The 20152-nt window shown below is 26.3% G+C and carries 15 protein-coding genes and 1 tRNA gene; 7 read left to right on the top strand and 9 right to left on the bottom strand.

Going from position 1 to position 20152, the window contains the following annotated elements:
• Window positions 1-43: 43 nt before the first annotated feature.
• A complete protein-coding gene (purH, locus tag BBP_RS00160) occupies window positions 44-1633 on the top strand; it encodes a bifunctional phosphoribosylaminoimidazolecarboxamide formyltransferase/IMP cyclohydrolase (RefSeq protein ID WP_044010448.1) in 1590 nt (529 codons plus the stop codon).
• A 1353-nt stretch (window positions 1634-2986) separates the two neighbouring features.
• On the opposite strand, the gene metE is transcribed toward purH, so the two are convergent.
• Together metE and BBP_RS00150 are read right to left on the bottom strand one after the other, a co-directional pair.
• Entirely contained in the window at window positions 2987-5260 is a 2274-nt protein-coding gene (gene metE, locus BBP_RS00155; protein WP_044010445.1) for a 5-methyltetrahydropteroyltriglutamate--homocysteine S-methyltransferase, read from the bottom strand.
• A gap of 190 nt (window positions 5261-5450) precedes the next feature.
• A complete protein-coding gene (locus BBP_RS00150) occupies window positions 5451-6254 on the bottom strand; it encodes a Cof-type HAD-IIB family hydrolase (RefSeq protein ID WP_011091174.1) in 804 nt (267 codons plus the stop codon).
• 294 nt (window positions 6255-6548) lie between these two features.
• Here BBP_RS00150 and glmU point away from each other — a divergent pair, with 294 nt between their 5' ends.
• Window positions 6549-7895 carry a bifunctional UDP-N-acetylglucosamine diphosphorylase/glucosamine-1-phosphate N-acetyltransferase GlmU gene (gene glmU, locus BBP_RS00145; RefSeq protein ID WP_011091173.1) on the top strand — a complete coding sequence of 449 codons (1347 nt, stop codon included), beginning with the start codon at window positions 6549-6551 and terminating at the stop codon, window positions 7893-7895.
• Between the two features lie 85 nt (window positions 7896-7980).
• The gene (gene glmS, locus BBP_RS00140; RefSeq protein WP_011091172.1) at window positions 7981-9813 is read left to right on the top strand and encodes a glutamine--fructose-6-phosphate transaminase (isomerizing); all 1833 of its coding nucleotides are present in this window, start codon (window positions 7981-7983) and stop codon (window positions 9811-9813) included.
• A 97-nt stretch (window positions 9814-9910) separates the two neighbouring features.
• On the opposite strand, the gene rpoH is transcribed toward glmS, so the two are convergent.
• Complete coding sequence (gene rpoH / locus BBP_RS00135; protein WP_011091171.1) at window positions 9911-10774, bottom strand: RNA polymerase sigma factor RpoH; 864 nt, start codon at window positions 10772-10774, stop codon at window positions 9911-9913.
• A 159-nt stretch (window positions 10775-10933) separates the two neighbouring features.
• Window positions 10934-12127 (bottom strand): signal recognition particle-docking protein FtsY, encoded by a 1194-nt coding sequence (gene ftsY / locus BBP_RS00130; RefSeq protein WP_011091170.1) that lies wholly within the window; start codon window positions 12125-12127, stop codon window positions 10934-10936.
• Between the two features lie 130 nt (window positions 12128-12257).
• On the opposite strand from ftsY, the gene rsmD reads away from it, so the two are divergent.
• Together rsmD and dnaC are read left to right on the top strand one after the other, a co-directional pair.
• Window positions 12258-12848 (top strand): 16S rRNA (guanine(966)-N(2))-methyltransferase RsmD, encoded by a 591-nt coding sequence (gene rsmD, locus BBP_RS00125; protein ID WP_011091169.1) that lies wholly within the window; start codon window positions 12258-12260, stop codon window positions 12846-12848.
• Between the two features lie 224 nt (window positions 12849-13072).
• Window positions 13073-13813, top strand: coding sequence for a DNA replication protein DnaC (gene dnaC / locus BBP_RS00120; protein ID WP_011091168.1), 741 nt, complete (start codon window positions 13073-13075; stop codon window positions 13811-13813).
• A 56-nt stretch (window positions 13814-13869) separates the two neighbouring features.
• Here the strand turns inward: dnaC and efp are convergent, their stop codons facing one another.
• Entirely contained in the window at window positions 13870-14439 is a 570-nt protein-coding gene (gene efp, locus BBP_RS00115) for an elongation factor P (RefSeq protein ID WP_011091167.1), read from the bottom strand.
• Window positions 14440-14476: 37 nt separating this feature from the next.
• Here efp and epmB point away from each other — a divergent pair, with 37 nt between their 5' ends.
• Window positions 14477-15499: an EF-P beta-lysylation protein EpmB gene (gene epmB, locus BBP_RS00110; protein WP_011091166.1), complete on the top strand. Its 1023-nt coding sequence runs from the start codon at window positions 14477-14479 to the stop codon at window positions 15497-15499.
• An 82-nt stretch (window positions 15500-15581) separates the two neighbouring features.
• On the opposite strand, the gene groL is transcribed toward epmB, so the two are convergent.
• On the bottom strand, window positions 15582-17234 hold the full coding sequence (gene groL, locus BBP_RS00105; protein ID WP_011091165.1) for a chaperonin GroEL: 1653 nt from the start codon (window positions 17232-17234) through the stop codon (window positions 15582-15584).
• Between the two features lie 50 nt (window positions 17235-17284).
• Window positions 17285-17578 (bottom strand): co-chaperone GroES, encoded by a 294-nt coding sequence (locus BBP_RS00100; protein ID WP_011091164.1) that lies wholly within the window; start codon window positions 17576-17578, stop codon window positions 17285-17287.
• A gap of 269 nt (window positions 17579-17847) precedes the next feature.
• On the opposite strand from BBP_RS00100, the gene BBP_RS00095 reads away from it, so the two are divergent.
• A tRNA-Phe gene (locus tag BBP_RS00095) sits at window positions 17848-17920 on the top strand.
• A gap of 12 nt (window positions 17921-17932) precedes the next feature.
• On the opposite strand, the gene mutH is transcribed toward BBP_RS00095, so the two are convergent.
• Both mutH and mnmE read right to left on the bottom strand, forming a co-directional pair.
• Complete coding sequence (gene mutH, locus BBP_RS00090; RefSeq protein ID WP_011091163.1) at window positions 17933-18595, bottom strand: DNA mismatch repair endonuclease MutH; 663 nt, start codon at window positions 18593-18595, stop codon at window positions 17933-17935.
• Window positions 18596-18644: 49 nt separating this feature from the next.
• A complete protein-coding gene (gene mnmE, locus BBP_RS00085; protein ID WP_011091162.1) occupies window positions 18645-20024 on the bottom strand; it encodes a tRNA uridine-5-carboxymethylaminomethyl(34) synthesis GTPase MnmE in 1380 nt (459 codons plus the stop codon).
• Between the last annotated feature and the right edge of the window lie 128 nt (window positions 20025-20152).

Genomic DNA, 20152 nt, shown 5'->3' with positions numbered 1-20152 from the left:
TTACAAATCAATATTAAAAACCATGAAGTATACACTAAAAATTATGACAAATAGAAATGTAATAAAAAACGTATTAATTAGTGTTTCCGATACGTCAAATATCATTGAATTTTCTAAATCACTAATATCTAAAAACATAAAATTATTTGCAACTAAAGGTACAGCTAACTTCTTAAAAAAAAATAATATTTATGCAACAGATATTACTAATTATACTAATTTTCCAGAAATTATGAATGGAAGAATAAAAACTTTACATCATAAAATATATGCTAGCATATTAGCACAACCAAAACATGATAAAAAAACAATAGAAAAATATAATATTATATTAATGGATATAGTTGTAATCAATTTTTACCCATTTGAAGAAGCTTCAAATAATACGAACTTACATTTAAATGACATAATAGAACATATTGATATTGGTGGACCTGCCATAGTTCGAGCAGCAGCAAAAAATTATAAAAACGTTCTTGTAGTCACGCAACCTAATTTATACCAATCCATCGTCAATGAAATGAATTTAAATAACAACATTATTTCCGAAACAACAAAACTAAAATTTGCAACTATAGCTTTTAAACATACTATGAATTACGATAATAACATTTATCAATATTTATCTAAAAAAAATAAAACTGTACCCAAAAATACTCAATTACAAACGTTACTACCATCACATTTAACAATTAATTTTAAAAAAAAACAAGATCTTTGCTATGGCGAAAACAAACAACAGCAAGCATCATGGTATACAAACACTTCAAAAAATACATCTGGAAGAATGAAAATTAAACAATTACAAGGAAAAATTTTATCATATAATAATCTTTCTGATATTCATTTAGCATTATCTTGTATTCACGAGTTTAACAAAACTACTTGCGCTATTATAAAACATGGAAATCCTTGCGGAGTTGCAACAGCAAAAAATAATGATCAAGCTTATAAATTAGCATACGAAACAGATCCAATTTCAGCTTTCGGAGGTATAATTGTATTTAATCAAAAATTAAACGACGTAACAGCTAGAAAAATTATTAAAACACAATTCTCAGAAATAATTTTAGCACCTGATTTCACGCAAGAAGCAAAAAAAATTTTCGATAAAAAACCCAACTTAAGAATCATAAAATATGATCCAAACTACAATTATCTGAATTACAATATAGACATTAAATCTATATATGGAGATATCTTAGTACAAAGTAACACAAATAGTATTATTAATATAAATCAATGGGATATAGTTAGTAAAAAACGTCCAAACGAACAAGAAATAAATGACGCAAAATTTGCTTTACGAGTAGTAAAACATTTAAAATCTAATTCTATAGTATTAATTAAAAACCAAATTACGATAAGTATCGGATCAGGACAAACTAGTCGAATAGACGCAACAAAAATCGCAATTTATAAAGCAAACAATAATAATATTTCTTTAAATCATACAACATTAGCTTCAGATGCATTTTTTCCATTTTCAGATAGCATTGATTTAATATCTAAATCAGGAATAACATGTATTGTTCAACCAGGGGGGTCAATTCGAGATAATGAAATTATAATGTCAGCTAATAAATATAACATTTCCATGATCTTTACTAAACAAAGATATTTTAAACACTAAAATAGAACGTATATATTAACAAGAAATATTAAAGATAAATTTTAAACTTTAAATTTTAATTGTTAATAAATTTTTAATAAAAAACTTAACACAAAATAACATTTGTACTTAAACTATAATTCAATAATTCATTAAATTATTTCAAACAAAAAAACATATCTGCTATAATACACGTTTTATCATATAAATTATAAAATTAACTTACTATATATAAAAAAACTTATTAATACACATAAAAGAAAACCAAACATCATTAAATTTTTATAAATTTCAAAATCATTCTTTTTGAAACACATAAGCTAATAAAACTAATAAAATTAATAATTTCAAATTCTCAAAATTACGCTGCAAAAATTAATATCTATTTCAAAAATGTATTAATGAATTCAAAATTTTTAAAAGCGTTCTAACATCTATACTAAAATTGTTTAACATAAAAAATATTACTAAAACTAAAAAAGTCGATGCTAATATAAAAACATACTAAAACACTAACTCAAAAAATTAAAAATCAATACAGAATTGTATAAAAATTTCAAATAAAATCAAAAAAAATTTATCATTAATTTTTATATCATATAAAACTTCGACTTTACTAAACAATTCTATTTATAAAAAACTTGTTTAAATAACATAATACACAAAAAATTTTAATACCTATACTAATAAATCCTAAAAATAACCTATGAATATAATTTCAAAACCAATATTATTTCTAAAAAATATAATAATTATATCCAAATTATCTCTTATATCATTAAAAATTTCAAAGTAAAATAAAATTAATTCAAAAAAAATCTAGACTAAACAACACTATTTAAAAAATAAACATAAATAAATTTCTAACAAAATCTCAAAAATAAAATCCGTAATTTATAAATTTAATTTCTTAGAGAACAAAAAATAATACTCATAAGCACACTGATATCATTCAAAATAATTCAATTAATAAAAAACTAAACTTTATTTTTTTAGTACTTTAATTTTGTAATATTAATTAATATCTAAAAATCAATAAAATAAAAACACTATATATTTTAAATATTATTATTAATAATACGCAACACAAAATCTTACCGAAATACCCAAGTAAATTATAAAAACTACAATAAAACAAATATAATCAAAAAAAAAATAATGAAAACTTCAAAATTTTAAAAACTAATTTGATAATATAATCATAAACAAATTTAAACATTAATCTTATAGTATATAATATACTATTAAATACTCTAAAAAAACACATATAATTTAATAAATACATATAATGCCAATTATAATATATTAAAAACGATGCTATATATATTTATAACATCGTTTTACAATATAATACACAAAAATTATGATTGAAAGTTATAACTTCTTCCTAAGAATTTTTGCAGCACGCACCATATTTTCTAAAGAATAATAAGTTTCATCCCAAGTTCTAGTTTTTAAACCACAATCTGGATTCACCCATAAACGTTTTACAGGTATATAATGCATTGCTTGACGCAACAACGTCATTATCCACTCTATACTAGGTATGTTAGGAGAATGAATATCATATACACCAGGACCAATATCATTTGGATATTTAAATTCTTTAAAAAATTCTAGCAACTCCATGTCTGAACGCGACGTTTCAATAGTAATTACATCAGCATCTAATAATACAATAGCATTCATAATATCATTAAATTCACAGTAACACATATGAGTGTGAATTTGAGTTTCGTCACAAACACCAGAAGAACTTAACTTAAATGAATCTACTGCCCAAGATAAATATTCGTTTCTTAAACTCAAACGAAGTGGAAGTCCTTCTCTCAAAGCAGGTTCATCAATTTGAATAATTTTTACTCCAGACTGTTCTAAATCTAATACCTCGTCACGCAAAGCTAATGCAATTTGTCTTGATATTATTTTTTTAGATAAATCTTCTCGAACAAATGACCATAGCAAAATTGTAACAGGCCCAGTTAACATTCCCTTAACTGGCTTACTTGTCAATGTTTGAGCATATTTAATCCAATCTAAGCTAATAGGTTTGGAACGACTAACATCACCAATAATTATTGGTGGTTTTACACATCTAGAACCATAACTTTGTACCCAACCAAATTCAGTAAAAACAAAGCCATTTAAATGTTCACCAAAATATTCTACCATATCATTACGTTCAAATTCACCATGCACTAATACATCAATGCCTAATTTTTCTTGTTTAAGAATAGCATTTTGAATATGTTTTGAAATAAATGTATTATACTGGTCGTGATTGATATTTCCTTTTTTAAAATCAAATCGAGCTTTTCTAATATCTGCAGTCTGAGGAAATGAACCAATAGTAGTAGTAGGTAAAATTGGTAATTTTAAATTCTTATGTTGTTTTTGTTTCCGAACTGAAAATACATTATTTCGTTTAAAATCATTCGATGTAATTGATTTTAGGCGTTCTTTTACATCAACATTATGTACTATAGCTGATTTCTTTCGAGAATGAATAGGTTGACTCCATACTCTAATATCTTCTGTAACTGTATTACTATTATTCAACGCATCACGTAATAATGTTAACTCTTGACACTTCTGTAACGCAAACGAAAACCAACTCCTAACTTCTGAACTTATTTTATTCTCAAGTTTAAGGTCGATAGGAACATGTAAAAGCGAACAAGAAGTACCAATCCATAAAGAATGACGTAATTTTGAAAACAACTGCAATCTTTTAAACCACATAACTAAATCAGCTTTCCAAATATTTTTTCCATTAATTATTCCTAAAGATATTAACCATTTTTCAGGAATAAAAGAATTTAAAAATACTAAATCATATTTACCATGAACTAAATCTAAATGTACTCCTTGAATCGGTAATTCGCAAATCAAAGAAAAATTATGTTGAACAGATCCAAAATATGTTGTTAATAACAAACTATTGTATCCATACAAACTTTGATATGCAAAACGAAAAGCATTTTTCCATTTTTCTGGTAATTCTAATGTTAAAATAGGTTCGTCAATTTGAACCCAAGAAATGTTTCTATCATTAATTTCTGATAAAAGATATTTATATACAGGAAGTATTTCTTTAAGTAAATTCAATCGATCAAACTTTTTTCCTTTTACTTTTCCAAGCCATAGATACGTTAAAGGTCCTAAAATCACAGGTTTAACTTGATGTCCTAATAATAGTGCTTCATCAATTTCATCTAATATTTGTCTCCACGAAAAACAAAATTCAGATTTAATACTAAATTCAGGAACAATATAATGATAATTAGTATTAAACCATTTAGTCATTTCAGATGCAGAAACAGATGCGCCAGTAGGAGCTACACCTCTAGCAACACGAAATAAAGTATCTAAGGTTACTAAATCATTGCCATTTTTATGTCGTTTAGGTATATTTCCTAACAACATGCTCGTTCCTAACACATGATCATACCAAGAAAAGTCTCCTACAGGAATATAATTAATCCCCAATTCTTTCTGCTGCTGCCAATGTCTAACCCTTAAGGTTTTTCCTACTGAAAACAATTCTTCTTTAGATATTTTTCTAGACCAATATTTTTCCTGCGCGACTTTTAATTCTCGAAACAAACCAATTCTTGGAAAACCTAATGTATGATTATTAATCATTATAATATAAATCCTGTATAAAATTATTTATTGCTTAAGATAACATTAATTGACTTATACAAAGTATCATCTTAAACAATTGAAATAATATAGTAGTACTGAAATCTAAAATTAACTTATCAAAACTAAACATATAACCTAATTTGTATTAATCATAAATAACTACTAACATTTCCTAGTTACATCTAAAATATTATTTTTTAAAATAAATCTTATTTAAGTACATAGCTACAGAATCAAATTTATTACTCCCAATTATTTCCAAATTAGGTAAACTTTTTTTCAATAAATAATGACTATTATCCATCATACAACCTTTTCCAGACATGTCTAACATTTCTTTATCATTCATACCATCACCAAATGAAATACAATTTTTAATTGATAAACCTAACATGTTAGCTATTAATTGTAATGAATTCCCTTTAGATACCGTTTTAGACATAATTTCTAAACAATTTAAAAAAGAAAAACTAACATTAACATATTTTCCCCAATGACTAATTATATATTTTTCCAAACATAATAATTTTTTTACATTTTTACATGTAAAAAATATTTTACTAATTTTTTTTTTAATTATAGTTTTAAATTCAAAAATTTTACTCCTGAATGAGAAAGATACATATAAAGATGATGCTGAATAATTATTGTTACTAACATACCAATTATTATGAGAATATAATTGAATTAATATATCGTGATTAAGTAAACATTTTTGTAATAACTCTTTCACTACTTTTTGCTCTATATCACAACTATATATTAATTTTTTATTTAAATCATAAATTCTAGCACCATTAGAAGTAATTAAAAAGACAGGAACATTCAGCATTTTTTGAATTTCTTTAGCTTCATTATAATGTCGTCCAGTAGCAATTACAAAATAAATACCTTTATTTACTAACCGTTTAATAATTTTTTTTGTATATTCTGTTAAATAAAATTGAGGAGATAATAAAGTTCCATCTAAATCTGATGCAACGATATAGTACATAAATTAATTCTCCCATATAATACATCTAAAAAACTTTATACTATTTTAAATTATAAATTCAACAAAACAATTATAAATATTTTACAATACTATTTAGTAATAATACATGTACTAATTTTATCTACTTAATAATATAAATTATTACATTTAACATTTGAAAATCATTAAAATGAATATTATTTTACTAATACTAAATTTTTTACGAAAATTAAAATTTTAAATACTGTATCAATTAGTATTTTAATACATAAAACGTAATACACTATAAATTATGAACTAATAAAATATAAAATTATGAATAACCATACTCTCAACATAATTATCTTAGCTGCTGGAAAAGGAACTAGAATGCAATTTGATCATCCTAAACTACTACATCTATTAGGAGGAAAACCAATTCTTGAACATGTAATAAATCTAGCACAATCACTTTGTCCTAAAACAATCACTGTAATTTACAATAAACAATATAAAAAATTTAAAATTAAAAACAAAAATAACTCAATTACTTGGATCAAACAAAAAAAAATATTAGGTACTGGAAATGCAATTAGCCAAATCATAAATAATTACAAAGACCATGAAAATATACTTATTTTATATGGAGATGTACCTTTAATATCAAAAAATTCCATACAAAAAATGCTACTAAAGAAGAAAAATTCTACTATTACTTTATTAACTGCGAAATTAAATAATCCAGAAGAATATGGACGAATCATCAGAAAAAATAAAAAAATTGTTAAAATAATAGAATATAAAGATGCAACTGATGAACAACTAAATATAAAAGAAGTAAATTCAGGAATATTAATTGTATCCTCAACAAACTTAAAAAAATGGATATTTCAAATTCATGCTAAAAATAATCAAAATGAATACTATATAACAGATATAATATCATTAGCTAATAAAGACAATCATAAAATTAATTCTGTTCGTCCTGAAAAAAATGATGAAATACAAGGTATTAACAATCTATTGCAACTAGTTCGTGCAGAAAAAATATATCAAAAACAACAAGCTAAACTTTTGCTATTATCTGGAATTATGATTTATAATCCATCTAATTTTAGTTTACGAGGTACACTAAAACACGGGAAAAATATAAAAATTGATCATGGAGTAATTCTAGAAGGATCTGTAAAAATAGGAAACTCAGTAATAATTGAACCAGGTTGCATTATAAAAAATAGTACTATAGGTAATAACTGCACTATTAAAGCCTATAGTATCATTGAAAAAACAATTATATCTAACAAATGTATTGTTGGACCTTTTACACACCTTCAGCATGGAACTGTATTAAAAAACAATACACACGTAGGAAATTTTGTAGAAATAAAAAAAACAACATTAGGAAGCTATTCTAAAGCTAAACATTTAAGTTATTTAGGAAACTCTCAAATTGGCCAAAAAGTAAATATAGGAGCAGGTACTGTTACTTGTAACTACAATGGAAAAAAAAAATTAGATACTATCATTGGAGATAACGTTTTTATTGGATCTAGTACACAATTAATTGCCCCTATTAATATTAAAAAAGGAACAATTATTGCAGCAGGAACAACTGTTATGAAAAACATTCATGAACCTAGCTTAGTTTATAATGAAAAAAAACAAATACATAAAAAACTGTGAAATGTATAATACTAATATTATTTTATTTACTTATTAAAATCACATAACAAAAAACATAGTTTAACATGTTGGAGCACACGTCAATATGTGTGGAATAATTTCTGCGATTTCAAAAAAAAATGTAACAAACATCCTAATAGAAGGAATGAAACGTCTAGAATATAGAGGATATGACTCTTCAGGACTGGCTATTATAAATAAAAAAAAAGAAATAATACGTCTAAGATCACAAGGGAAAATTAAAAATATAATTAATTTAATTCATAAAACTAAACAGTTAATAGGGAACATCGGCATAGCACACACCAGATGGGCAACACACGGATTAGCATTAAAAAAAAATGCTCATCCGCATGTCTCTAAAAACATTGCTATCGTTCATAATGGAATTATCGAAAATTATCTAAATATAAAAACCAAATTACAAAAAAATGGTTATATCTTTACATCAGATACTGATACAGAAGTAATTGCGCATCTTATTCACTATGAACAAAATAAAAACAATAAAAGTTTGCTCAAAACTATTCAAACTGTAATTTTGAAATTAACTGGAAGTTATAGCATGGTAATTATGGATCGCTATCATCCAAATATTCTAATTGCTATTCGATCTGGAAGTCCTTTATTAATTGGATTAGGAAAACAAGAAAATTTCATATCTTCTGATCAATTATCTTTACTAAAAATAACTAAAAAATTTATCTACCTAAATGAAGGTGATATCGCTATATTATCTCACAAAAAAATTACTATTTTTAACAAAAACAGTATTTTAGTACATAGACCAATAGTAATATCAAACATTCAAAATGATTCTATAACAAAAGGACACTACCAACATTACATGAAAAAAGAAATATACGAACAACCTTATGCAATTAAAAATGCAATTCGAAATAGAATTACTAAAAATGAAAAAATACAGTTTTCCGAATTAAACAACAACGCTCATGCATTATTATTAAAAATAGAACATATTGATATAATAGCATGCGGGACGTCTTACAACGCTGGAATGGTATCAAAATATTGGTTTGAATCATTATCCAAAATATCTTGTAATGTAGAAATTGCTTCTGAATTTTGCCATAGAAAATTTATAGTAAAGAAAAATAGTTTACTTTTAATCTTATCACAATCTGGAGAAACTGCAGACTCTCTAACAGCATTAAGAAATTCAAAAAAACATGAATATTTAGGATCTCTAGTAATATGCAATTCTTCTAGTTCTTCTTTAGTATATGAGTCTAATTTTTCTATATTAACCAACGCAGGTATAGAAATCGGGGTAGCATCTACGAAATCGTTTACAACCCAATTAACTATACTATTAATGATAGCAGCAAAAATAAATAATCTAAAAACAAACGATGAAAAAATAGAAAATAAAGTAGCTAAGACTCTTCGTTTACTACCTGAAATCACTAAAAACGTTTTAAAATGCGATAGTTTAATATATTCTTTAGCTAAAGAATTATCCGATAAAAATAATATCATTTTTATAGGTAGAGGACATAATTATCCCATTGCTATGGAAGGTGCTTTAAAATTAAAAGAAATTTCATACACTCATGCAGAAGCATATGCTGCTGGAGAATTAAAACATGGACCACTAGCTTTAGTTGATTCATCTACTCAAATTATCGTAATCGCTCCAAATGACAATTTAATCGATAAAATAAAACTAAATATTTCAGAAATACGCACTAGAGGGGGGGTATTACATATTTTTTCAGATAACCTTACAAAATTTAACGATAACACTAACGTTATACGACTTCCTTATGATGGAATTCTGCTATCACCAATTATTTATGTAATTCCTTTGCAATTGCTAGCATATTACGTTGCTTTAATAAAAGGAAAAAATATTGACAAACCAAGGAATTTAGCTAAATCAGTCACTGTAGAATAATACTACATTAAATATAATAATATATAAATTAACTTATACATTAATTTAAAAAAATATATCTAATTGAGTTAAAATTAAAAATGTAATGTTAAAAAATTCATGTTTCTATAGCAACTTTTAATTTCTTCATTGCATTTTTCTCTAATTGACGAACTCTTTCTGCAGATATACCATAATTATGAGCAATCTCACGTAACGTCATCTTATGGTCACTATCATCTAACCATCGTGCATGAATAATATTACGACTTCGCTCATCTAAACTAGAAAGAGCATTACTTAATTTATTAGTTTTGTGTGCTTCCCAATTATCTTCTTCAACATGGTTAGCAAAATCTGATAAACTATCTTTTAAATATGGAATTGTATATGAAAAATTTTGTTCTTCACGAAAATTGTCGGGAACATGATGCAAAGCAATATCTTGTGCAGACATTCGAGATTCCATTTCCCTTACATCCTCCCTTTTTACTCCTAATTCTTGTGCTACTAATTCTAATTCATGATCATTAAACCATCCCAATCTTTGTTTTGTTTTTCTAAGATTAAAAAATAATTTTCTTTGCGACTTAGTCGTAGCAACTTTTACAATTCGCCAATTTCTCAATACATATTCATGTATTTCAGATTTAATCCAATGCACAGCAAAAGATACTAAGCGAACTCCAATTTTTGGATTAAATCTTCGAACTGCTTTCATTAAACCAATATTACCTTCCTGAATCAAATCTGCTTGTAATAAACCATATCCTGAATAATTTCGTGATACATGAATTACAAACCGAAGATGAGATAAAATTAACGTTTTAGCTGCATTCAAATCACCATGATAAAATAATTTTTCAGAAAGATATTTTTCTTCTTGAGAGGACAACATCGGCCATGAATTAGCTTCTCTAATATACGAATCTAAATTACCTAATGAAATAGCTGGCAAAGTTTTTGTTTCTACTTTTATCATTTTTGCTACTCAATATTCATACAAAGTTTTATTTTTATAGAACAAAATTCTACTTATATATAGTACTTTAAAAACATAAAAAATCCAACGTATATTTATATTTATATCTAAATCACATTTTTTCTTGAAACAAAAATACTTTGTTTACAAATATAATAATTACTTTAAAGTATTGTTACTTAAAATTGCGTTAACAAAAATGTTGCTATTAAAAACTTGAATATCTTCAAAATCCTCACCAAAACTAATATATCGAACAGGAATTAAAAATTCTTGCGCAATAGAAAATATTACACCTCCTTTTGCTGTACTATCTAACTTTGTAATAACTAATCCAGTTACATTCAATGATTCATGAAAAATTTTTACCTGTTTAATTGAATTTTGACCGATACACGCATCCAATACCAACATAGTTTCTTGAGAAATAGTTGAATCTATTTTATGTATTACTCTTTTTATTTTTTTTAGTTCTTCCATTAAATTATTTTTGTTATGTAATCTTCCAGCAGTATCAATTATTAAAATATCAATGCACTTCAACTTTGCAATCTTAATTGCATCATACACCACTGAAGCCGGATCTGACCCAATTTCCCTAGTTATGACTGATACAGAATTTATTTCTCCCCAAAGTTTCAACTGATCAATAGCTGCTGCTCTAAATGTATCACCAGCTGCTAATATTACCGATTTTCCTTTCTTTTTATAATTTTTAGCTAATTTTCCAATTAAAGTAGTTTTTCCTACACCATTTACACCTACAACTAAAATAACAAACAAATTTTTATAATTAATATTTAACGGGCCTTCAACTTTGTTTAAAATTTTTTTCATTTTACTTTTTAAAATTTCAATAATTAAATTTAAATTTTTAAGCTCATGCTGAGTAGAAACTTTAATTAAACTATCTACTAATTCACGTGTAGTACGCACACCTATATCAGAAACTAACAATTGCTCTTCTATATCATCCAACAATGAGTTGTATGTTTTCTTTTTAAAAAATAAATTTTTTAGTTTAATGCTAAAAGCTTCTTTAGTTCTCACTAATTTTGTAGTTAAAGTTAATAAAAAACTATTTTTATTGTTAACATGACTAACGTGTTGTTTTAACTTTAATTTCATCAAAGAACTACTATGACTTTCATTTACTGCAGACGAATTAGCGACGTTCTCTGAACAACAATCACTTTTCGTACTTTTTGCTATACTATCCTGAGAACAAATATTATTACATTTTTTTTGAGATAGATTATCCTGATTATTTTTTTTAATGTGATCGTCTAAATCATTAATCTTTGTTTTATTTTTTTTAAAACCAAACCATGAAAAAACTCTTTTTTTAAACATTTAATTAGGATTCCTATTTTGATATAATTAATTAAAATTTTAAATAAAACATTAAAAAAACATTAATTAACAAAATACATGGAAAGTAACTTAAATATTATATAATATAACAAACAAACATCTTAAAATAATGAAAATACTTAAAAAAAAATCAAAAATTACTTCAATTCAAATAATTAGCGGAAAATACAAAAATTCTCGAATACCTATAATAAATACAAAAAATTTACGTCCGACTACTAATTACATACGTGAAACGCTTTTTAATTGGATTAGCAATGAAAAAATTAAAAAATCTCATTGTTTAGATTGTTTTTCCGGTAGCGGGGCATTAGGAATAGAAGCTGTTTCACGTTACGCATTATCTTCTACATGCATAGAGATACAAAAAAAAGCCATATTTTTTTTAAAAAAAATACTTATAAAACTATCTATAACTAACGTACATGTCATCCGCGCTAATACTATCCAATGGTTGAAAAAACCAAATAAATCCTATGATATAATATTTCTAGATCCACCTTTTAAAACAACATTGCTAAAACAAACAATTGCTCTTTTAATAAAAAATAATTGGTTAAAAAATAATGCATTAATTTATATTGAACAAGAAAACACACTAAATAAATTAATTACACCTCCTAATAATTGGATCTTAAAAAAAGAAAAAAAAACAAAAAAAATACATTACTCTTTATACATGAACGTAAATAATTTTTAAAAACATTATAATTAATTTCAAATAAAAATTATTTTTTAAAATATAACGTGTTATTAACTTTATATGATAAGATATATGATTCAAAATAAATCGTCAATTCTCATACCTAAAATAATTAATATAAAATATCATAATTAGCTTAATATAACATTTAAAAAATACTTTTTTTAAAACCCATCTCTCAACCAAAATAGAACTCTTAAAATCGGTTTTCGAGGTGAATAGTGAAAAATCACATAAAATTTTTAAAACGCTTGAAATGCATAGTCCCAAAACATATAAAACCAAAATTTCATAACGATGAAGAACTTTTAGCATGGAACCAAGAACAAGGAAGATTATCATCAGAAGCTATTTTAAGAAAAAATAAAGCTATGAAAATGCAACGAATTTTAGGTAGATCAGGAATACGCGAACTATACATGAACTGCTCATTCGAGAATTATCACATAGAACATGAAGGACACAAAAAAGTAGTCATAGCGTCAAAAGAGTACGCACATAACTTTAACAAAAATATGGCTAGTTTTATATTTTCTGGAAAACCAGGGACAGGAAAAAATCATTTAGCTTCAGCTATAGGAAATTATTTAATTTTAAATGGAAAAAGTGTGTTAATTGTAACTGTAGCTGATCTAATGTCAAACATAAAAAGTACATTTAATGGAAATAACAATGTTACTGAAGAAAGACTATTAAATAACTTAAGCAACGTAGATCTATTAATGATTGACGAAATAGGTATGCAGATAGAGTCTCGATACGAAAAAGTAATAATTAACCAAATCGTAGACCGACGTTCATCTTCTAAACGTTCTACAGGCATGTTATCAAATTTAGATTATAGAGGTTTAAAAATCTTATTAGGAGAACGTGTCATTGATCGTATGCGATTAGGTAATAGTTTATGGTTGACGTTTAACTGGGACAGTTATAGAAAAAAAATTCATGGGAACGAATTTTAAACAAATACATATTGCAACTTTAAAAAAAATATCATTATTAAGTTTTATAATTTTAATTATGAAATTTTGGAAATGTATTCGCTCGTTCGGGTATCAACTTTTATTATTTGGCCTATTTGAATAAAAATTGGAACTTTTATAGTTACACCAGTATTTAGTAATGCTAATTTGCTATAAGTATTAATAGCACCAGATCTCGCATTAGGAATCGTATTCACAACTATTAATTCAATAAAATTACTTGAATAAACAATTGATATAGGCTGATCATTCCACAATGAAATTATGTAATCATGTTGTTCTAATAACCATGGAAGAACATTCTTAATAATATTTTTTTCAACAAATATTTGTTCAAAACTTTTTTTATCCATAAAAGTCCATACTTTTTTATCAGTAAACATATAAGTAGCAGTAATCTCTATTACATTAGCTATTTTAAAACAATCCGAATATTTACAAGTCTTGTCTATCAATTTTTTATTTAATAAATTTTTTAATCTAACACGAAAAAATGCTTGTCCTTTTCCCGGTTTAATAAATTCATTAGAAACAACAATGCATGGTTCATTGTTATAAATAATTTTTAAACCAATTTTTAATTGATTACTATGACATAACTCCATAAAAAATTAACCTATTTCAAAAACTAATTACAAAAAAATGCTAAATAAAAAAATAAAAAAAAATCACAAAGAAGACTGGATAACAGAATTAACTAACGCAATTACAAATCCTGACGAACTCTTACGTACATTAAATTTAAAATCTAATACTAAATATTTTAAAAATATTCAAGTACAAAAACTATTTTCATTACGCGTTCCTAAAACTTTTGTATCTAGAATGAAAAAAAACGATCCTTTTGATCCTCTTTTACTGCAAATTTTACCTCACACAAAAGAATTAAAAAACAATCATAACTTCGTTCAAGATCCTCTAGAAGAAACCAAAAATGTAATAATTCCAGGACTGATAAGAAAATATAACAATCGCATTTTATTATTGCTGAAAACAAATTGTGCTATAAATTGTCGATACTGTTTTCGCAGATATTTTCCCTATTCCCAACATCCTGGAAATAAAGAAAATTTAAATTTAGCAATACAATATATAAAAAATCAAACTGATTTGAATGAAGTAATTTTATCCGGAGGTGATCCACTAATGGCAAAAGATCATGAAATACAATGGATTGTCAATACTTTATCTAATATTTATCATATTAAAAGATTAAGAATACATACACGACTACCCATAGTGATTCCTAGCAGAATTACAAATAATTTATGTAAAATACTAAGTACAACACGATTAAAAATACTAATTGTTACTCACATCAATCACGCTCAAGAAATCAATCATGAATTACAATATAATATCAATAAACTACATAAATTAGGAATAACACTATTAAATCAAAGCGTATTATTACGCGGAATCAATGATAATGCAAAAATTCTATCGCAATTAAGTAACAAACTGTTCGACATCAATATATTACCGTATTATTTACATATCTTAGATAAAGTAAAAAGTACTACACATTTTTATGTGTCTGAAAAGCAAGCATCTATTATTGTTGTTGAATTACTTAGTATGATATCAGGATTTTTAGTCCCAAAGCTAGTGTGTGAACACCCTGGTAAAAATAGTAAAATATATATTAATCTTAACATGAAATAAAATATACACAATATTTCTCTCCAAAACTAAAATATAAAGGAGAGAAATATTAAAAAATTATCCAAAATAATTACTAGAATCTTTACATCATACCACCCATTCCGCCCATACCGCCAGCAGAAGGAGCGCTACTGTTTCCTAAATCAGATTTTTCATCTTTCGGTAAATCTGTAACCATACACTCTGTAGTAATCATTAACCCAGCAACAGATGATGCATATTGTAATGCCGAACGAGTAACTTTAGTTGGATCTAAAATTCCAAAACTAATCATATCTCCATACTCATCCGTAGCAGCATTATATCCATAATTACCTTTTCCATCTTTTACATTATTAGTAACAACAGATGGTTCTTCACCTGAATTTGAAACAATCTGACGCAAAGGAGCTTCCATTGCGCGAAGTGCAACTCTAATTCCTACATTTTGATCTTCATTTTGACCAACTATGTTAGAAATTTTAGCTGCTACTCTAACCAATGCAACTCCACCACCAGGAACAACCCCTTCTTCCACTGCAGCTCTAGTAGCATGTAATGCATCTTCTACTCTAGCTTTCTTCTCTTTCATTTCTACTTCTGTAGCTGCACCAACTTTTAATACAGCTACACCACCAGACAATTTAGCTAAACGTTCGTTTAATTTTTCTTTATCATAATCAGAAGTGGCTTCTTGAATTTGTTGACGAATTTGACTTATTCTGCTTTGAATATTATATTTCTCACCAATTCCGCCTATAATTGTAGTAGTATCTTTATTAATTACTACTCGCTTAGCTTGCCCTAAATCTTCTAATGTAGACTTTTCTAACTCCATTGCTAATTCTTCAGATATCACAGATCCAGAAGTTAATATAGAAATATCTTGAAGCATAGCTTTTCTTCGATCACCAAATCCTGGTGCCTTAACTGCAGCTACTTTTACAATTCCTCTCATAGAATTAACTACTAAAGTAGCTAAAGCTTCACCTTCTAAATCTTCAGAAATAATTAATAATGGTTTTCCAGATTTTGCAACAGCTTCTAAAATTGGTAATAATTCTCGAACATTGGATATTTTTTTATCTGCCATTAAAATGTAAGGATTTTCTAATTCTACAATACCAGTTTCTGGTTTATTAATAAAATAAGGAGATAAATAACCTCGATCAAATTGCATACCCTTGACTACTTCTAATTCATCCTGTAATCCAGTACCTTCTTCTACAGTAATAACTCCATCTTTACCAACCTTGTCCATAGCATCAGCTATTAAAGATCCTACTTTTTCATCAGCATTAGCAGAAATAGTACCTACCTGAGTAATAGCTTTAGAATCAGCACATGGAACCGACATAATTCTTAATTCTTCTACTGCAGAAATAACAGCTTTATCTATACCTCTTTTTAAATCCATAGGATTCATACCAGCTGCAACTGCTTTAAGTCCCTCATTAACAATCGCCTGAGCTAATAAAGTAGCCGTAGTTGTTCCATCTCCAGCAGCATCGTTAGCTTTAGATGCAACTTCCTTAACCATCTGAGCACCCATATTCTCAAATTTATCTTCTAATTCTATTTCGCGTGCTACAGAAACTCCGTCCTTAGTAATACTAGGAGCACCAAAAGATTTATCTAAAACTACATTTCTACCTTTAGGTCCTAAAGTTACTTTAACTGCATCAGCTAATACATTAACACCCCGAAGCATTTTAACACGAGCTTCATTTCCAAACTTTACATCTTTAGCGGCCATTGAATTTATTTCCTTAAACTTAAATATGGTTATTTAACGAATACCCAAAATTATTCTTCAACAATTGCTAATATGTCACTCTCAGTTAAAATTAATAATTCTTCATTATCAATTTTTTCTACTTTTGCACCGTAACCTTCATTAAAAATTACAGTATCTCCAACCTTTACATCTAAAGACTTTAAGTTTCCATTATCTAAAATACGACCATTACCTACAGCAATTACTGTACCCCGAGTCGATTTTCCTGCTGCGGAACCTGTTAATACTATACCACCGGCTGATTTAGACTCTGCCTCTTTTCGCTTTACAATAACACGATCATGCAATGGACGAATTTTCATTCTATAAATCTCCTATTATCAAAAATCTCTGCTGCTAAAATTTTTAATTTACGTATCCACTTCTAAGATATATGGATGCTAATTAAAACTTTCAAGTGCAAAAAAAAAATTATTTAAAAAAATAAAAAAACTATTACTATTTAACAAAATAAAATACTAACGGCACAATATTATCACATATTCACGTTATCCCATAATAGTATTCATTTTATATTAAAATAAATATTGACATAACTAAATATTTGATGCTTAAATAGATAAACGTTTTTGCCTGAATAGCTCAGTCGGTAGAGCAGAGGACTGAAAATCCTCGTGTCGGTGGTTCGATTCCGCCTTCAGGCAAAAAATAATAATTTATTTAGATAAATTTAATAGCGACCAAGTAAAACTTTTCCTAAAGTAGAATGCTCTTGGATTAGTAAATTTTACACAACCATTATAATTTATAAATTTAATACACACATGTTTGTTCTTACATTTTTTTTTTACTTGAAGTACTTGTCCATGTTTGGAAGATATATACTCAACTTTACCAATAATAATTAAATCCATAAATTCTTCCCAATCTTTTTTTAAAATTTTTTCTTGGACACTACTCATAGTCCATATAAATGCTTCTCCAACAATTTTGTCTAAGAATGAAACCACCCTATTACCTATGATTGGAATCCATAATATTTTTTTTATTTTTCTATAAAAATACGAATTATTCCAAGTAATGTTCAAGCTATTATTTTTTAATGGAATATTACAAATAAACGTTGGTTCTAAAGGATACCCTGAACTATTAATTGGTATAGATTTAAGTTCAATTCCCAAACTTGGAAAATCAATACATTTGTAACCATGCAACACATTAACACCTAGAATCAACTCTAATATCTTACCAACAAAACCTTTATTCCTAACTAAACTATTAGAAACAGGTTGATCTAATGAACTAACTATTTCTCTTATAGAATATCCTGACAATCCTATAGCATGCATAAACAATTTTTTTTCGCAAAAAACACACATTTATAATTTTTTATATTTTTATAACCCAAATTGAAGAAAACTAAAAATTTTACTTTCCAATACAAAACTCCGAAAATATTTCAGATAAAAGTTCATCAGAAGTAATTTTTCCAGTAATACCACCTAAAAGATCTTGACATGTTCGTAAATCATCAGCCAATAATTCAATATTATTTATTTTTTTCCAATCTTTTTTACTACTCAAAAATTTTTCAAGCACCATTGATAAAATATTAATATGACGACGACGTGCTGAAACAACACCTTCTGAATTGTTAACTTCAAAACTAGATTTAAAACTAAAATATAAATGCTGACGTAATGCTTCAATACCTACCCCTGTCTTAGATGATACCAATACGCCATTATTTAGATTACGAAGATCAGAATTAATTTTAAATTTACTTAAATCTGATTTGTTAAAAACAATAGTTATACAACTAGTTTTTGATAAAGATTTAATAAAATTGTTGTAATTTTTTAATTGATTTTGAACACTACGAGATCCATCAATAACGAATAATATATGTTCTGCTAATTTAATTTCATTCCATGCACGTTCAATTCCAATATTCTCTATTGGATTATTAGTTATACGAAGACCAGCAGTATCTATTAAAATAAACAAAACACCATTAATAATAATATTTTCATAGATAACATCCCTAGTTGTTCCCGGAAAATTAGTAACTATTGCTCGATTAGTTAAAGACAAAGCATTTAATAAACTAGATTTACCAGAATTAGGTGCACCTGATATAACTACTTTAATTCCTTCTCGTAACACACTTCCCTGAATGGCAGTATTTCGTATTTTCTTAATGCGTGAAATAATTCTATTTATTTCATGTTCAATAAAAACATCTAAGTTATCCGCATTAATTTCATGATCTGAAAAATTAATTTGAGCTTCTATTTTTGCTCTAAACTTAGTAAAATCTTTTATTAAATTATTAATATAAATAGAAAACAAACCCTGTAAGGATTGCATAGCTGAACGCGCAGCTTGTTCAGAAGTAGCATTTATTAAATCAGAAATCGACTCAGCTTGTGCTAAATCAATTTTACCATTTAAAAATGCACGTTCAGAAAATTCTCCTGGATTAGCTAAACGTATACCAGGAATAGATAATATCGTAGTAATTAATAAATCGATAATAATTGGATTTCCATGTCCTTGTAATTCTAATACATCTTCACCAGTAAATGAAGATGGCCCTGGAAACCATAATACAATACCTTGATCTATTATTTTTCCAGAAAGATCTAAAAATGATAAATAACAAGCAGTTCTTATTGGAAGATAATCTCGATTTAGCACTTTTATAGAAACTTCAAAAGCTAATTTTCCAGAAATTCTTATAATTCCAACACTACTTTTACCTTCTGAAGTTACTCTTGATACAATTGTATCATTAAAAACATTCATATATTATCAATAACACCTTTAAAAATGTTTTAATAAATTATTAAAAAAACTAAATAAATATATAACTACTTACATATCATTAATTTACTTATACTTAAAACTATTAATATTATCTAACCTAGACTATG

It is taken from the genome of Buchnera aphidicola str. Bp (Baizongia pistaciae) (genome assembly GCF_000007725.1).
GTDB classification, from domain to species: domain Bacteria; phylum Pseudomonadota; class Gammaproteobacteria; order Enterobacterales; family Enterobacteriaceae; genus Buchnera_B; species Buchnera_B aphidicola_H.
The sequence above is the reverse complement of the archived record's forward strand: the minus strand, read 5'-3'. Positions and strand labels throughout refer to the sequence as shown.

Excerpts from the sequence above, each read along its gene's own strand:
- purH (WP_044010448.1), top strand. The coding sequence starts at position 44 with ATGACAAATAGAAATGTAATAAAAAACGTATTAATTAGTGTTTCCGAT.
- epmB (WP_011091166.1), top strand. The coding sequence starts at position 14,477 with ATGCTAAATAAAAAAATAAAAAAAAATCACAAAGAAGACTGGATAACA.
- BBP_RS00150 (WP_011091174.1), bottom strand. The coding sequence starts at position 6,254 with ATGTACTATATCGTTGCATCAGATTTAGATGGAACTTTATTATCTCCT.
- ftsY (WP_011091170.1), bottom strand. The coding sequence starts at position 12,127 with ATGTTTAAAAAAAGAGTTTTTTCATGGTTTGGTTTTAAAAAAAATAAA.
- glmU (WP_011091173.1), top strand. The coding sequence starts at position 6,549 with ATGAATAACCATACTCTCAACATAATTATCTTAGCTGCTGGAAAAGGA.
- mutH (WP_011091163.1), bottom strand. The coding sequence starts at position 18,595 with ATGTGTGTTTTTTGCGAAAAAAAATTGTTTATGCATGCTATAGGATTG.
- rpoH (WP_011091171.1), bottom strand. The coding sequence starts at position 10,774 with ATGATAAAAGTAGAAACAAAAACTTTGCCAGCTATTTCATTAGGTAAT.
- rsmD (WP_011091169.1), top strand. The coding sequence starts at position 12,258 with ATGAAAATACTTAAAAAAAAATCAAAAATTACTTCAATTCAAATAATT.
- mnmE (WP_011091162.1), bottom strand. The coding sequence starts at position 20,024 with ATGAATGTTTTTAATGATACAATTGTATCAAGAGTAACTTCAGAAGGT.
- BBP_RS00100 (WP_011091164.1), bottom strand. The coding sequence starts at position 17,578 with ATGAAAATTCGTCCATTGCATGATCGTGTTATTGTAAAGCGAAAAGAG.
- glmS (WP_011091172.1), top strand. The coding sequence starts at position 7,981 with ATGTGTGGAATAATTTCTGCGATTTCAAAAAAAAATGTAACAAACATC.
- efp (WP_011091167.1), bottom strand. The coding sequence starts at position 14,439 with ATGGAGTTATGTCATAGTAATCAATTAAAAATTGGTTTAAAAATTATT.
- groL (WP_011091165.1), bottom strand. The coding sequence starts at position 17,234 with ATGGCCGCTAAAGATGTAAAGTTTGGAAATGAAGCTCGTGTTAAAATG.